13 protein-coding genes and 1 tRNA gene are annotated in these 14,478 nt (G+C 67.9%); 5 read left to right on the top strand and 9 right to left on the bottom strand.

What is annotated here, in order from left to right; translation table 11 throughout:
• Positions 1-315 precede the first annotated feature (315 nt).
• From AAW51_RS15705 to AAW51_RS15695, 3 genes are all read left to right on the top strand, one after another.
• A complete protein-coding gene (locus tag AAW51_RS15705; RefSeq protein ID WP_047195357.1) occupies positions 316-1,998 on the top strand; it encodes a long-chain fatty acid--CoA ligase in 1,683 nt (560 codons plus the stop codon).
• Between the two features lie 201 nt (positions 1,999-2,199).
• On the top strand, positions 2,200-3,432 hold the full coding sequence (locus tag AAW51_RS15700; RefSeq protein WP_157359918.1) for a hypothetical protein: 1,233 nt from the start codon (positions 2,200-2,202) through the stop codon (positions 3,430-3,432).
• Positions 3,422-4,102 (top strand): hypothetical protein, encoded by a 681-nt coding sequence (locus AAW51_RS15695; RefSeq protein ID WP_047195355.1) that lies wholly within the window; start codon positions 3,422-3,424, stop codon positions 4,100-4,102. The genes AAW51_RS15700 and AAW51_RS15695 overlap by 11 nt, the downstream gene beginning before the upstream one ends.
• A 74-nt stretch (positions 4,103-4,176) precedes the next feature.
• On the opposite strand, the gene AAW51_RS15690 is transcribed toward AAW51_RS15695, so the two are convergent.
• The 3 genes from AAW51_RS15690 to AAW51_RS15680 form a co-directional block, all read right to left on the bottom strand.
• Positions 4,177-4,392, bottom strand: coding sequence for a hypothetical protein (locus tag AAW51_RS15690; protein ID WP_047195354.1), 216 nt, complete (start codon positions 4,390-4,392; stop codon positions 4,177-4,179).
• Positions 4,389-4,847: a T6SS effector amidase Tae4 family protein gene (locus AAW51_RS15685; RefSeq protein WP_047195353.1), complete on the bottom strand. Its 459-nt coding sequence runs from the start codon at positions 4,845-4,847 to the stop codon at positions 4,389-4,391. The genes AAW51_RS15690 and AAW51_RS15685 overlap by 4 nt, the downstream gene beginning before the upstream one ends.
• A 230-nt stretch (positions 4,848-5,077) precedes the next feature.
• Positions 5,078-5,154, bottom strand: a tRNA-Pro gene (locus AAW51_RS15680).
• Between the two features lie 187 nt (positions 5,155-5,341).
• On the opposite strand from AAW51_RS15680, the gene AAW51_RS15675 reads away from it, so the two are divergent.
• Both AAW51_RS15675 and AAW51_RS15670 read left to right on the top strand, forming a co-directional pair.
• Positions 5,342-5,554: a hypothetical protein gene (locus AAW51_RS15675; protein ID WP_047195352.1), complete on the top strand. Its 213-nt coding sequence runs from the start codon at positions 5,342-5,344 to the stop codon at positions 5,552-5,554.
• A 151-nt stretch (positions 5,555-5,705) separates the two neighbouring features.
• The gene (locus tag AAW51_RS15670) at positions 5,706-6,068 is read left to right on the top strand and encodes a hypothetical protein (RefSeq protein WP_053013614.1); all 363 of its coding nucleotides are present in this window, start codon (positions 5,706-5,708) and stop codon (positions 6,066-6,068) included.
• Between the two features lie 73 nt (positions 6,069-6,141).
• Here the strand turns inward: AAW51_RS15670 and AAW51_RS15665 are convergent, their stop codons facing one another.
• The 6 genes from AAW51_RS15665 to AAW51_RS15640 form a co-directional block, all read right to left on the bottom strand.
• Entirely contained in the window at positions 6,142-7,836 is a 1,695-nt protein-coding gene (locus tag AAW51_RS15665; protein ID WP_053013613.1) for a hybrid sensor histidine kinase/response regulator, read from the bottom strand.
• Between the two features lie 135 nt (positions 7,837-7,971).
• On the bottom strand, positions 7,972-9,114 hold the full coding sequence (locus AAW51_RS15660) for an ABC transporter ATP-binding protein (protein ID WP_047195351.1): 1,143 nt from the start codon (positions 9,112-9,114) through the stop codon (positions 7,972-7,974).
• Between the two features lie 10 nt (positions 9,115-9,124).
• The gene (locus AAW51_RS15655) at positions 9,125-10,888 is read right to left on the bottom strand and encodes an alpha-glucosidase family protein (protein ID WP_083438327.1); all 1,764 of its coding nucleotides are present in this window, start codon (positions 10,886-10,888) and stop codon (positions 9,125-9,127) included.
• Between the two features lie 257 nt (positions 10,889-11,145).
• Entirely contained in the window at positions 11,146-11,997 is an 852-nt protein-coding gene (locus AAW51_RS15650; RefSeq protein ID WP_047195350.1) for a carbohydrate ABC transporter permease, read from the bottom strand.
• On the bottom strand, positions 11,994-12,905 hold the full coding sequence (locus AAW51_RS15645; RefSeq protein WP_047195349.1) for a carbohydrate ABC transporter permease: 912 nt from the start codon (positions 12,903-12,905) through the stop codon (positions 11,994-11,996). The genes AAW51_RS15650 and AAW51_RS15645 overlap by 4 nt, the downstream gene beginning before the upstream one ends.
• A gap of 119 nt (positions 12,906-13,024) precedes the next feature.
• Positions 13,025-14,302: an ABC transporter substrate-binding protein gene (locus AAW51_RS15640; RefSeq protein ID WP_047195348.1), complete on the bottom strand. Its 1,278-nt coding sequence runs from the start codon at positions 14,300-14,302 to the stop codon at positions 13,025-13,027.
• Positions 14,303-14,478 lie beyond the last annotated feature (176 nt).

Raw genomic sequence — 14,478 nt, 5'->3', positions numbered from 1 at the left:
CCTTGTTCTGCAGTGCAGAACGGTTTCGCCTCGCCCGACGTTTGCTCACCCGTGCCCTTCGACATGGGTGCTGCGCGCGTCCAGCTTCAGCAGGAGGGCTGCAGTGAAGGTTGTGTGCGCGCCGCGCCCCCGCGGCATGGCGGCCTTGCCTCGCACCGGAGGCTCCGGCTGCGCCGGAGGGCTGCGAGACGCGCCCTGCCGCACCCCGGCCAGCGGCAGGCCCACATCCCTTGCGACAGATCCGCCTCGTCATGGTCATCCCTCGGCGCCGCCGGAGCCGGCCGCCGAATCCCTCACCACCGTGGAGACTTCAGCATGTCGAACAGGCATTTCGCGTTCTGGCCGGAACATGTGCCGCAGCACCTGTACGTCCCCGAGACCCATCTGTGGCGCAACGCCGAGATCTCGGCGATGCGCTTTCCGCACAAGCCATTCCTGGTGTTCTACGACACCGAGGTGAGCTTCGGCCAGTTTGCCGAAGAGGCCGAACGCGTGGCCGGCTATCTGCAGCGTGAATGCGGCGTCGGCAAGGGCGACCGGGTGCTGCTGTGCATGCAGAACAGCCCTCAGTTCATGATCGCGTTCTACGGCATCTTGCGCGCCGACGCGGTGGTGGTGCCGGTCAACCCGATGAACCTGACCGAGGAGCTGGCCCACTACGTGGAGGACAGCGGCGCTCGCGTGGCCCTTATCGCGCAGGAACTGTCGGGGCGTTTCGTGCCGCTGCTCGAGCGCGGCCTGCAGACCTTGATCGTCGCCACCTACAGCGACTATCTGCGCGCCGCTACCGCCTTGTCGGTGCCCGACTTCGTCGCCGCACCCCGGACGCCGACGGAGCATCCCCGCGTGGTGTCATGGTCTGACGTGTTGGAGCGGCAACTCGCGCCGGGGCCGCTGACGGGCGGACCCGACGACCTTGCCGTGATGCCTTACACCTCCGGCACCACCGGGCACCCGAAGGGCTGCATGCACACGCACCGCAGCACCATGGTCAACGCGGTGGCGGGTAGCGTCTGGTGGCAGCTGGGCCAGGGCTGGGTCGGGCTGGCGGTTTTGCCGATGTTCCACGTCACCGGCCTGCAGGCCGGCCTCAATGCGCCGCTCTACAACGCCGGCACGGTGGTGTTGCTGCCGCGCTGGGACCGGGATGCCGCCGCCGCCTGCGTGCAGCGCTACCGCGTGACCGCACTCGGCCTCATCACGGCGATGGTGGTCGACTTCGTCTCGAACCCACGGCTGGGCGAGTACGACCTGCGCAGCCTGCGCCGCATCGCCGGCGGTGGGGCGGCGATGCCGCGTGCGGTGGCCGAGACGCTCGAGCACAAGATGGGGCTGAAGTACGCCGAAGGGTATGGCATGACCGAAACCATGGGCGCGACCCACAGCAACCCGCCCGACCGGCCCAAGGCGCAGTGCCTGGGCGTGCCTTCCTTCGACGTCGACGCCCGCGTGGTCGACCCTGTCACGCTGGAGCCGCTGGCGGACGGCGAAACTGGCGAGATCGTCGTGCATGGCCCGCAGGTGATGCTGGGCTATTGGATGCAGCCCGACGCCACACGCGCGGCCTTCGTCGAGATCGAGGGCAAGCGGTTCTTGCGCACCGGCGACCTCGGGCGGGTCGACGAGGAAGGCTACTTTTTCTTCGTCGACCGCCTGAAGCGCATGATCAACGTGTCCGGCTACAAGGTCTGGCCCGCCGAGGTCGAGGCGCTGCTGTACCAGCACCCGGCAGTGCAGGAAGCCTGCGTCATCGCTGTGCGCGACGAGCGACGTGGCGAGACCGTGAAGGCGGTCATCGTGCTGAAGCCTGCCCAGGTCGGCCAGGTGACGGCGCAGGAGATCATCGACTGGGCGCACGCCAACATGGCCGCGTACAAGACGCCCCGGCTGGTGCAGTTCGTCGACAGCCTGCCCAAGTCGGGGAGCGGCAAAGTGATGTGGCGGACGTTGCAGGAGCATGAGAACGTGGCGGTGCAGGCGGCGGTGAACAGCGCCTGAACGGCGGCCCCCGCGCCGCGCCGGCGGTCCGCCGACTCGACTTCACGCAGAGCAGGCGGCGAGCCTGCCCGGCTCCACCATCTGGAGGATGTGCATCCGCTGACCGGGAGCGCACAGTATCGGTGCGGCCCGCCGTCGGGCGAAGCGAGCTTCACGACCGGTCGAGGGCCGCACTTTGCGCGATGCGTGCCGGAGGTGGTCATGACGGACGGATTGCGAGCGGGGCCCCAGAGCAAGGCCCCGTCTGCGGGAGTGAGCACGCCGGCCGAGGCCGGGGCGCTCGATGTCTCGAACGCGGATGCTCAAGCGGTCGCCGAACAGGTCGGGCTGGAGGCCGCTGCGGCGGCGGCCCTCGAAAGTGCCGGCGCGGTGGAATGGATGCGGGAGGGCGGCGGCGGCCGATTGCGAGGGCAGCGCCTGCCCAGCGGCAAGACGCTGAACCTGCGCGGCCTGCAGCCGCAGGGCGGCACCGCGCCGGGCCCATTCACACGGGTGGCGACCACGCCGCTCTTCAGTGAAGTGCCCGGTGTTTACCCGAGTGTCTACTGGTGGTGGGTCGTGCGCGTCGACGGCCTGCTGGCGCAGCCGCGCGGCCGCTACTACGCCTACTACTCCACCGACCACGACAGCGGCAACGGCGGGATCGCGATGGCCTATGCGAACAGCCCGACCGGCCCATGGACCTCGCACGGCCAAGTGTTCGTCGACACCGTGCGGACCCGCTCGCCGGGCAAGGGGCAGACCGAAACGCCCAGCGTGGTCTGGGACCCCTTGATCGGCGGCTTGCGCATGTTCTACCAGCAGATCTCCGCGGTCACGGGCGGCGGGCCGGCGGTGGGCGTGCAAACGACCTTGGCTGCGACCAGCCGGGACGGCATCGCGTGGGCCGTGGACGACAGCTTCAAGATCGATCCGAACAACGCCTGGGTGCAGGCGGGCAACGGCCACACCGGCTACTTCATGCCCTTCGTCGTCAACCGGCGCTGGGTCGCGTACAGCCTCTACGGCTCGGGCGACTATCCCCACTTCGCCATCCACTATGCCGACCGCCACCTGGGCGATTGGGCGACCGACCCTCGCTACCTCGGGCATTGGACACCCTGGTGCCGGATGGCCGACGGCGTGCCGCGCTATGTGTCGTGGAACCACGCGTTCGCGGTCGAGACGCCGTCGGGCCTGATGCTGGTGGCGCTGCTGGCCAACTACAGCAGCGGCAGCACGCCGAAAAACGCTCGGCTGGGCGTCGCGCCGCTTTCGCTCGACGCGCGCGTGCCCTTGCAGCCGCTGCGGCAGGTGTGGGCGCCTGAGCTGGCGTGGGAGTCAGGCGACCTGCGCAGCGTCACGCCCCTGGTCGACGACGGCGTGCTTTACGTCTACTACGTGGTCAAGGCGGCCGGTCATTACAACGTGGGGTGTTTGAGCCATGAACTTTAAGCCCGCCTATGACCTGCTCGGCCACCCGGTGCCACCGACGCCCAACGTCAAGGAACTCGACTGGTCGATCTGGAACGACACCGCGCCGCCGTCTTGGCTGAGCGTCGTCGGCACCTTGTCGATCCACCGCATGGACGCGACGGGTGACGTCGGCCGCGCGTGGGTCGCCACCGGGGCGGTGGCCGGCAACGTCGCGAGCGTCAAACTCGCCTTCGGCATCAATCTGCAGGCGGTGGAGGCGGTGGAGGTGCGGGTCGACGGGTTGCGCTTCGACACCGACGATGCGTCCAAGTTCGACTTCCTGATGGCCTGCCACAACCACGTCGGCAAACAGGGTGTGCTGCTGTACCAGCCAGCGCAGACCTCAGGGTGGTCCATGCGCAGCCGCATCTACAACGTCGGCGGCAACGTCGAAGCCAGCTTTCCCTACAGCGTCGCCGGCGGCGGTGTGTTCAACGGCAACCGTTCCAAATCGCTCGCCTTGCGCGTGATGTGCCGCGAGAAGCGCGGCTATCTGCTGGGCGGCGACGACATCATCGGCGAGTTCGGCGACGCGTCGAAATGGGTCAACGCCAACGGCATCCGGCCGGGGCTGGAGTTCGTGACGCGCGAGAACGTCGCGCACACGATGAGTTTTACGCGGCTGCGGGTGCGGGTGTATACGGACTGAGGAAGCGGCCATGCGCGCGGTTCGGGCTGGCGTCCCTGCGCGGCGCTGGCTTGCGGGACTTGCTCTGCGTAGGCTTAGCGCTTCCTGTTGCCGATCCGCCACCCGGCCCAACCGAGGAGAGGGCAGAGGATTGCAGCCGCGATGAGGAAGCCCCATGCGCTGCTCTGGGTCAGGTCGTCGAAGCTGGCATGGGGGCCGGTAATGGACCCGACCAAGCCCCCGATCCAGGCGGCCGCGTAGGCACCGAGCAGCACCGCGACGACCGGGAGCAGCCAACGCAAGATCTTCACATCACCTCCCAAAACCAAACCTTGCCCTTGGTGTAGTCGCTGCCCCAGCGAAAGTAAACCGCCAGGGGCGATAGCGTGGACGTCAGGCGCCAGCCGTTCCACAGATCGATGTGGTCGCCGGTGACGTTATAAAAGTCCTTGAAGAAGGCGATGCCCTTGCGACCCTTGATGTGCGAGAAGCCGTCCGAGCCCGTGTAGCGCTCGACGCGCTTCATTCCCGGCACGATGACGCGGGTCAGGGCGTTCGCCATCTCCTCCGCTGCCAGCGCGTGGCCTTCGGATTTGTCATGGTGCCAACAATGCCGAATGCCCCACGACCGAATGTCGATCCCCGAGTTCATGAACGCAACGCCCATGCGGATCGCGCACTGATTCTCGAAATTGGATTTCCCGTCGCTGGAGCACGGGTGTTTGCCAGTGGGGTGGTTGTCCCACAGCCGGTGAAAGATGCTCATGTGTTCCTCCCTGTGCCCTTCGTTGGGACTGATGCCACTATAGGGGACGGCGGGGAGGGGGTGTTTCAGACCGAAGCCAGGCTCAGAGTCTGCACCATACGGACTTCCTGGGCCTCTGGCGCCTCCTGCACATGTTCGGCAGTCTGGTCGAAAGCGCGCTCGGTTGGGCACGCGTGTCTTGGCGTCTGCGGGGCTGACCCAAGAGAAGGCGCGCCAGGACTGGAATTTGATGGTCGGGGTGAGATGATTCGAACATCCGACCCACTGCTCCCAAAGCAGTTGCGCTACCAGGCTGCGCTACACCCCGAAGCTGCGTATTGTAGCCAGACGATCGACCGGTCCGCGGGGCACGCCTGTGCAGGCGTGACAAATGGTGCTGACGCGACGGAAATACTTCCGATCTGAACAGGGCGGCGACGGGCCTGCAGGGCCGGGGAAACCCACCCGAGGCATGCCACTTGCCGATCCATCTTTGCACGCCCAAGGAGCTGAAGATGGAAATGTCCAAACTGCAGTGGATCCGGCGCTGCGCGCAGCGCTTTCTCGACCAGAACCCCTGGTTGGGGCCCGACCAGGCCATCACGCTGGCGGCCGATCTGTGGTTCGACGCCGAGGAATGGAACACGCCGGAGGAGGCAGCCGACACCGAGCTGGCGGCGTGGGACGACGAGGACGGGCCGCCGCCCCTGCCACGTACCTTGCACTGAGCCCCCTGCGCACCACCGCGCGGGGTGCGCGCGGCGGGCGGCCAGCGAAGATGCGTCGTGTGTCGCAAACCGCCCACTTTCCCGTGAGCGGGGCCTTGCCTTTGCATGCCAGCCGGTGGACAGTCGGAGCAGTCCTTCAAAGGAGCCCGTCATGTCGAAGACCGCGCCCGATGCACCCGGGGACGTCCACTGGACCCATATGATCCAACAGTGCTCCGGGGAAACCGCCACCCCCCAGCGCAAGGTGCGTACCAGCGCGTCGGCGCGCACGCCGCCCCTCCCGACCATCCAAGGTCCACCTCCCGAACGCGAGATGCTGCGGGCGCAACTGCCCACGGTGGAGCGGCTGCTGCGCAGCCGTCGCGTCGACCTGCTGTCGCTGCGTGACCTCGGCCAATACCTGGCCTTGGAGTGGATCGAATGGTATGGCGGCACGCTGCGGCTGACCGATGTGGGCCGCAACGTGCGCGATCAGGTGCGCGAATACGCACCGCCGGTCGAAAGCGAGTCGTGAGTCGTCGCCGCTGAGCGCGGCCGCGCGCCGCCCGGCACCGCACCGTCCCGCCTGACGGGGCGCTTGCGGCGGCTCAGCGGTGGCGCCGTTCGGGGCCGCCGCCCGCCATCGCGGCCGGTGCCAGGCCCGCGAGCAGCTGGCTCAGCGCGTCAGGGTCGATCGGTTTGGTCATGTGAGCGTTGAAGCCGGCCTCGAAGGCGCGCTGCTTGTCTTCGGGCTGGCCCCATCCGGTGGCGGCCACCAACGCGGCGTCCTTGCCCCATGCGGTGCCGCGCAGCCGGCGTGCCGTTTCGTAGCCGTCCATGCCCGGCATGCCGATGTCCAGCAGCACCACGTCGGGGTGGAACACGGGCCCCGCCTCCAGTGCTTCGACACCGCCGGTCGCGGTTTTCACCTCGTGGCCCATCATCGCGAGCAGCGATGCCAGCATGCTGACGGTGTCCGGGTTGTCGTCCACCAGCAGCACGCGTTGCACCGCGCCGGGCAATGAGGCGGGTTGTGTCGGCGCCGGTTGCGCCTTGCTTTGCGCGGCCGCGAGCGGCAGTCGCACGCAAAACTCGCTGCCCTGGCCCACGCCGGGGCTGGACGCCTCGATGCGCCCGCCATGCAGCTCGACCAGCTTGCGCGCCAGCGAGAGCCCGACGCCGAGCCCGCTTTCGGCGCGGTCGAGCAGGCGGTCGATGCGGGTGAAGGGGTCGAACAGCCGGGGCAGCGCGTCTGGGGCGATGCCGCGGCCGGTGTCGCTCACCTTCACCAGGACAGCGCCGGCCTCGGCCTCGGCCGTCAGCGCGATGCGTCCGCCCACCGGAGTGAACTTGGAAGCGTTGTCGAGCAGGATGATGAACACCTGTGCCAGCCGGGCCGCGTCGGCGTCGAGGTAGACGGCGTTCGGCGGCAGGTTGACGCGCAACCGCTGGCCGCGCTGCACCATTTGGGGCCGCACGGTTTCGACGGCATGGTGCACGGCCGAACCCAGGTCCACCCATTCGCGTTGCAGCTCGACGCGCCCGGTGCTGACGCGGGCCACGTCGAGCAGGTCGTCGACCAGCCGCACCAGCTGTTGCACCTGGCGCTCCATCACAGCGCGGGCCGAGTCGAGCATCTGGGGCTTGTGGCCGGCCAACTGCATCATCTGCAGCGCATGGCGGATCGGCGCGAGCGGGTTGCGCAGTTCGTGGGCGAGGGTGGCGAGGAACTCGTTCTTGCGCCGGTCGACGTCGTGCATCGCATCGTCGGCATGTCGCAGGCGTTGCATCTCCAGCACGTTGGCGAGCGCAGTCGCCGCCAGGCGCGCCAGTTCGCTCAACAGATCCTGCTCGGCGGGCCCGAAGGCGAGGCCGGCGCTGCCGCGATGCACTTCGACGAAGCCGAGCAACTGGCCTTCGGGCGTGAGCAGGGGCAGGGCCAGCACGCTGCGCACGCCCCAGGCCCGGTACTGGGCAATGTCGGCGGACGGGGCGGGCAGCAGCGTGTCGTCCCACAGCAGCGCGCGGCGCTGCACGAGCAGGGCCCCGGCCAGGCCCTGGTGCGGCAGCCAGCGTGCCCCCAGCGGATGCGGCACGGCGCCACGCCAATAGCGTTGGCAGGTCAATGCCTGCCCGTCATAAAGGCCCGCCAACCCACCGTCGGCCCGCACCAGCGCCGCGGCTTCCTGAGCCAGGGCATCGAGCAGGGGCTCCACCTCTCGGAAGGTGAGCAACCGTTCGACGGTGCGCAGCAAAGAGCGGGCGGTTCCCTGCGTTGCGGAGTCGCTGCCGTGGTCCGACATGTTGAGGTGCCTCAGCTTTGCTGCTGATATTGAAGCATGGCCCAGATGGGACAACACCCCAGGGTAAACCTGTGGTCCGCCAGGCCAGAGTGCCTATCTTTGCACGTTGCAACACACCTCGACGCACCAGGGTTCTCAGGTCGCAGTGGCGCCGCCCGGCTCCGCTGTCCACCCCACATCGGCCGTACGTCGCAGCGCCGTGCCGTCGGCGCGGAACACGTGCAAGGCGTCGGCGGGCAGCTCGAAGGCGAGCTGGCTGCCGATGCTCACGTGGTCGTCCTGTGTCTTGGCCAGCAGCGGCGGCAGGGCGGGGTCGGCCGCGAGGTAGACGTAGCTGTGTTCGCCCAGGCGCTCGACGTGCGTCACCTGCGCCTGGTGTGGGCCGTGGCCCACCACCACGTGCTCCGGCCGGATGCCGAGCGTCACCGCGTCGCCCCGCCGGGCCGCGCCTTCGACGCGGGCCGCAAGGCTGGTGCCGCGCCACGACACGGTGACACTGCGGTCTTCCGCGCTCTCGACCTCGGCCGGCAGGAAGTTCATCGACGGCGAGCCGATGAAGCCGGCGACGAACTGGTTGGCGGGGTGGTGGTACAGCTCGAGCGGGTGGCCCACCTGCGCCACGCTGCGACCGCCATGGCGCGCCGGGTCGGGGCGCAACAACACGATCTTGGTGGCGAGCGTCATCGCTTCGACCTGGTCGTGGGTGACATAGACCATGCTGGCCGACCCGAGATCGCGGTGCAGCTTGGCGATCTCGACCCGCGTGGCCACCCGCAGCGACGCATCCAGGTTGGACAGCGGCTCGTCGAACAAGAACACCTTGGGCTTGCGCACGATGGCGCGGCCGATCGCCACACGCTGGCGCTGCCCGCCCGACAAGGCCTTGGGCTTGCGGTCGAGCAGGCCGTCGAGGTGCAGGATGCGCGAGGCCTCCTGCACACGCTGTTCGATCTCGGCCTTGCCGACCTTCTGCTGCTGTAGCCCGAAGGCCATGTTCTCGTAGACCGTCATGTGCGGATAGAGCGCATAGCTCTGGAACACCATCGCCACGTTGCGGGCCGAGGGCGGCAGGGCATTGACGATACGGCCGTCGATCTCGATCTCGCCGGCGCTGGGGTCTTCCAACCCGGCGATCAGCCGCAGCAAGGTGGACTTGCCGCAGCCCGAGGGGCCGATGAAGACGCAGAATTCGCCTGGCTCTATCGTCAGGTCGATGTTCTGCAACACATTGACATCGCCGAACAGCTTGTCGACTTGGCGGAGTTGGATGCGGCTCATCGCAAGGCTTTCAGGTCAGGGTGGCGGGCATGTCGAGCGGGAGGGGCTCGACGGCGGGGTAGACGGGGTCGGGGTGGGGGGCTGCAGCGACCGGCTGCAAGCGCCCGAAAAAGGCGTCATGCGGCGGCAGCACCAGTTCCTGGCCCTCCAGAGCGCCGGTGAACTCGTGGCCCTCCAGCGGCATCACGGCGGCCTGGAAGGGCAGCGCATAGCGTGCCGGCTGCCCCGACAGGTTGAAGGCGCACAGCAGCTGTTCGATGCCGTTGCTGCGGATGAAGGCCACCACCTGCTCGTGCGCCGGCAGCAATTCCATCTCGCCCTTGCGCAGCACCGCTTGTTGCTTGCGCCAGTTGATGAAGGTGCGGTAGCGCTGCAACACCGAACGGGGTGTCTCCTGCTGAACGTTGGCGGCGATGGCCAGGTGTTCGGGCGGGATGGGCAGCCAGGGCGAGGCGACGCTGAAGCCGCCGTGGGGCTCGCTGGCATGCCAGGGCATGGGGGTGCGGCAGCCGTCGCGCCCGGGGAACTCGGGCCACATCTCCTTGCCGTAGGGGTCCTGGATCAACTCGTAGGGAATCACCGACTCGGTCAACCCCAGCTCTTCGCCCTGGTAGAGGCACATCGAGCCGCGCAGCGAGCCCAGCAGTGCCAGCAGCACCGGGGCCAGCGCCGAGCCGCCGCCGAGCAAATTCCAGCGTGTCATCACCCGGGTCACATCGTGGTTGTTGAATGCCCAGCAGGCCCAGGCGCCCTGCGTCTCGCGCAAGAACTCCTCCAGCACCGAGTGGATGAAACGCGGCGAGCACTGCGTGTCCATCAGGTTGAAGGTGTAGGCCATGTGCAGCCGGTTGTTGCGGGTGTACTGCGCCAGCGTCTGGTACTGCTCGTCGTCGCCGATCTCGCCGATGCTGGTGGTGCCGGGGTAGTGGTCGAGCAGCGCGCGCAGGCGCTGCAGGAACTCGAGGTTCTCCGGCTGCGTCTTGTCGTAGAGGTGGCGCTGCAAGGCATAAGGGTTGACGCGCGGCACGGCGGCGGCCATGCGCCCGGGCGGCTGCGTCGGGTTGGAGCGCAGCTGTTTGTCGTGGAAATAGAAGTTCACCACGTCGAGGCGGAAGCCGTCGACGCCGCGCTTGAGCCAGAACTCGACGATGTCGAGCACCGCCTGCTGCACCTCCGGGTGGTGGAAGTTGAGGTCGGGCTGCGAGGTCAGGAAGTTGTGGAAGTAGTACTGCGCCCGCCGCGTGTCCCATTGCCACGCGCTGCCGCCGAACAAGGACAGCCAGTTGTTGGGCGGCGAGCCGTCGGGCTGGGCGTCGGCCCAGACATACCAGTCGGCCTTGGGGTTGGTGCGGCTGGACCGGCTCTCGACGAACCAGCGGTGGTCGGAGGCGGTGTGGCTCAACACGAGGTCGATCAGCACGCGCAGGCCGAGCCGGTGGGCCTCGGCGATCAGCTGGTCGAAATCGGCCAGCGTGCCGAAGCGGGGGTCGACCTCGCAATGGTCGGAGATGTCATAGCCGAAGTCGCGCATCGGCGACTTGTAGAACGGCGAGATCCAGACGGCGTCGGCGCCCAGCGAGGCAATGTAGGGCAGCCGCTGGGTGATGCCGGGCAAGTCGCCCAGGCCGTCGCCGTTGCTGTCCTGGAAGCTGCGCGGGTAGATCTGGTAGATCGAGGCGCCCACCCACCAGTCGGTGTCTTGTTCGTGGACGGTCTCGACGGCGCTGTCGGCCGGGGTGGAGAGCAGGGCGATCGGGTCTTGGGGCAGTGTCATGGCGTTCCCTCGGGGCGGTGGGGCCGGCCACGGGCGGGCCGGCGCTCCTACCGGTTGTTGTGATGTGTGGGCAAAGCGCCTGCAGGCGCAGGGCGAGGCAGGCGAGCGTGGCCTGCCGCCTGGCATCACCCGCAGGGAGGGGCGACCAGCCCGGCGGCCAGCAGCGCGCGGGCGTGCCAGGCCACTGCGAGGGCCGCGGGTGAGAGGGTCGGCATACGAGGGGACGGCATGGTCGGGGGCGCCGCGGCGGATGTGGTTCAGCCTTTCACCGCGCCGGCGGTGAGGCCCGAGACGATCAAACGCTGGAAGTACAGCACCAGCCCGACCAGCGGCAGCGTGACGATGACGGAGGCCGCCATGATGCTGCCCCACGGCAGCTCGTAGCCGCTCGGGCCGCTGATCAGCGCGATTGCCACCGGCACGGTGCGTTGCTCGGTCGACAACGTGAAGGTCAGCGCGAACAGGAATTCGTTCCAGGCGGCGATGAAGGCCAGCAGGCCGGTGGCCACCACCGCCGGCCACAGCAGCGGCAAAAAGATCTTGAACACCAGCGTGAACACGCCCACGCCGTCCATCGTGGCGGCTTCTTCGAGTTCCTTCGGCAGCTGTCGCATGAAGGTCACCAGCACCCAGACCGTGAAGGGCAGCGTCAGCAGCAGATCGGCGAACAACAGGGCGCCGAGGTGGTCATAGAGGCCGGCCCAGCGCACCAGCTCGAACATGCCCGACAGCACCGCGACCTGGGGGAACATCGAGGCCGACAAAATGGTCAGCAGCAGCGCGCCGCGGCCCCTGAACGAGACCCGGCCCAGGGCCCAGGCGGCCATCAGGCTGAGCCCGAGCGACAGCAGCACCACGCCGCCGGCGACGATCACCGAGTTCATCAGGTTGTGGGCGAACGGCTGTTCGCTGAACACGGCGCGGTAGTTCTCCAGCGTCGGCGCCTCCGGCAGCAGCGCCGGCGAGAACAGGCCGGCGCGGCCCTTCAGCGAGCTGGAGATCGCGTACAGGAACGGAAACACCGAAAACAGCACCAGCGCGGCACTGGCAACGTAATAGCCCAGCCGGGGCAGCCAGCGGGTCTTGGGCTTGTGTTGTGGTTGTTTCATGCTTCCACCTTCTGCAGGGCGGGGCGCAGCAGGCCCATGTACAGGATGGTCATCAGCGCGATGGTGAAGAACACCACGGTGGCGGCGGCCGAGCCGTAGCCGATCTGCTGGAAGTCGATCAGCTGCTCGCGCACGAACACCGACATGCTGCGGGTGGAGTGGCTGTTGGAGGTCATCACGTAGATGAGGTCGAACACGCGCAGCGCGTCGAGCATGCGGAAGATCATCGCCACCGCGATGCCGGGCAGGATCAGCGGCAGCGTGATGCGGCGGAACACGGTGAAGGCCGGCACACCGTCGACACGCGCGGCCTCGTAGCAGTCCTGCGGGACCATCTGCAAAGCGGCCAGGATCAGCAGCGCCATGAAGGGGGTGGTTTTCCAGACGTCGACCAGCACGACGGTGAACAGGGCGAGGTCGGGGTTGGCGGTCCAGGCGATGGGCGTCGACAGCAGCCCGAGCGACACCAGGTAGTGGTTGAGGACGCCGAACTGGTCGTGCAGCATCCAGCTCCACATCTTGGCCGACACCACGGTCGGGATGGCCCAGGGGATCAGCATCGAGGCCCGCAACAGCGTGCGCAGCCGTGACGGATGGTTGAGCAACAGCGCGACACCGAGGCCCAGCGCCGTCTCGATCAGGACCGACAAGGCGGCAAACACCACGGTGTTGCGCACCGATCCCCACCATTCGGGGTCGCGCAGCAATCCGTATTCGCCGAGGTAGTTTTCCAGGCCGATGAAGCTCCAGTTGTCGAGCTGCGACAACTGTGCATCGGTGAGGCTGAACCAGATCGTGCGCCCGAGCGGCCAGCCGGCCACCAGCAGCAGCACCACCAGCATCGGGGTGACCATCAGCCAGGCTCGTCGCACCCGCTGGACGTCGAGGGCGGAAGGTTGGGTCTTCATGTCAGCAGCAGCAACGCTCAAGAGGGGAACCAGGAAAGCCGGCCGGCGTCCCGCGGTGCGGGCAGGGCGACAACACCACCGCAGCGCAAGACGACGCGGCCGGGAGGCAGCTCAGGGTTTCATTCCCACTTGCCGCCACGGCCCAGGCGGTTCGCGGTGGCGTCCAGCCGGCTCAGCGCCGCGTCGGCCTTGGCCTTGCCCGACAGCACCTCGTGCACTGCGTTCCAGAACTGGTTGCTCAGCTGGTTGTACTTGCTGCGCGTGACGGTGGCCGGCCGGCCCACCGCGTTGGTGAAGGTCTCGTGCAGCTCGCCCATGAAGGGGTTGACCTTGAGGATGTCGGCGTCCTTGTACAGCCCGCTGACGGTCGGGTTGAACGACCCTTTCAAGGCCCGCTCCTTCTGCACGGCCGCGCTGGTCATGTACATCACCAGGTCGGCCGCCACGTCGGGATGCTTGGAGTACTTCGAGACGGAGAGCAGCTGCCCGCCCAGCGTCGCGGCATGGCGCCCGCCCGCACCGCCGGTCGGCAGCATGGTCACGCCGACCTTGCCCTTGACCGCGCTGCCCTCGGCCTGCGACAGCGACCAGGCGTAAGGCCAGTTGCGCATGTAGACGGCGTTGCCGGCCTGGAACACGCCGCGCGCTTCTTCCTCGCCGTAGTTCAGCACGGCGGTCGGCGAAATGCGGCCGACCCAGCTCGCCGCGGTCTGTACCGCCTTGATCGCCTGCGGGTTCTTGACGTTGACCTTGCCATTGGCATCGACGATGGTGCCGCCGCCATGGCTCGCCACCCACTCGAGGGCGTTGCAGGTCAGCCCCTCGTAGGCACGGCCCTGCCAGACATAGCCCCACAGCTTGTCGTTGCCGGCAGCGCGCTCGGCGTCCTGGATCTTCTTCGCGCTTGCGCTCAGCTCGTCCCAGGTGGTGGGCGGTTTTTGACCATGCTTGGCGAGCAGGTCCTTGCGGTAGTAGAGCAGGCCGGCATCGGTGAACCAGGGCATCGCGACCAGCTGCGGCCCCACCGTGGCGTTGGCGACAATGCTGGGGAAGTGCTGCTTTTCGGCACCCTGGGTGTAGCGCTTCAGGTCGACCAGGTGGCTGGCCAGCATGCCGGGCCACACCACGTCGACCTGGAACACGTCGATCTTGTCCGAACGCGAGCTCAGCACCTGCTGGTACAGCGCCAGCCGTTCGCTCGCGTCGTTGGGCGTGGCCACCACCTGCACCTCGTGGCCGGACTTCTGGGCCCAGGCCTGCGCGGCCTGCTTGCACATCTCGAGTTCCTGGCCGACGGCGCCGCACGAAATCTTGATCGAGGCGGCGTGGGCGGCGCCGTGGAGCCCAAGGGCCAACAGCAGCAGGGCGGCGAGGGTGGGGCGGTGGGCATGTTTCATTGCGAGTCCTCCTGGGTGCGATCCCGTTCTTGATAGAAGAAGGCTAGGGTCTTCACCGAAGGCGCGTCGATCGCCGGTCGTGGTGCCGGGATGCGGGCGCGCTTGTCTCCTCCGGTCGGCACTAGAACACTAGGCCTGCCCCGTATTGGAGAGGCGAAGCGTGAATCGACGATTTC

The sequence above is a fragment of the Caldimonas brevitalea genome, from assembly GCF_001017435.1.
GTDB lineage: Bacteria > Pseudomonadota > Gammaproteobacteria > Burkholderiales > Burkholderiaceae_C > Caldimonas > Caldimonas brevitalea.
The sequence above is the reverse complement of the archived record's forward strand: the minus strand, read 5'-3'. Positions and strand labels throughout refer to the sequence as shown.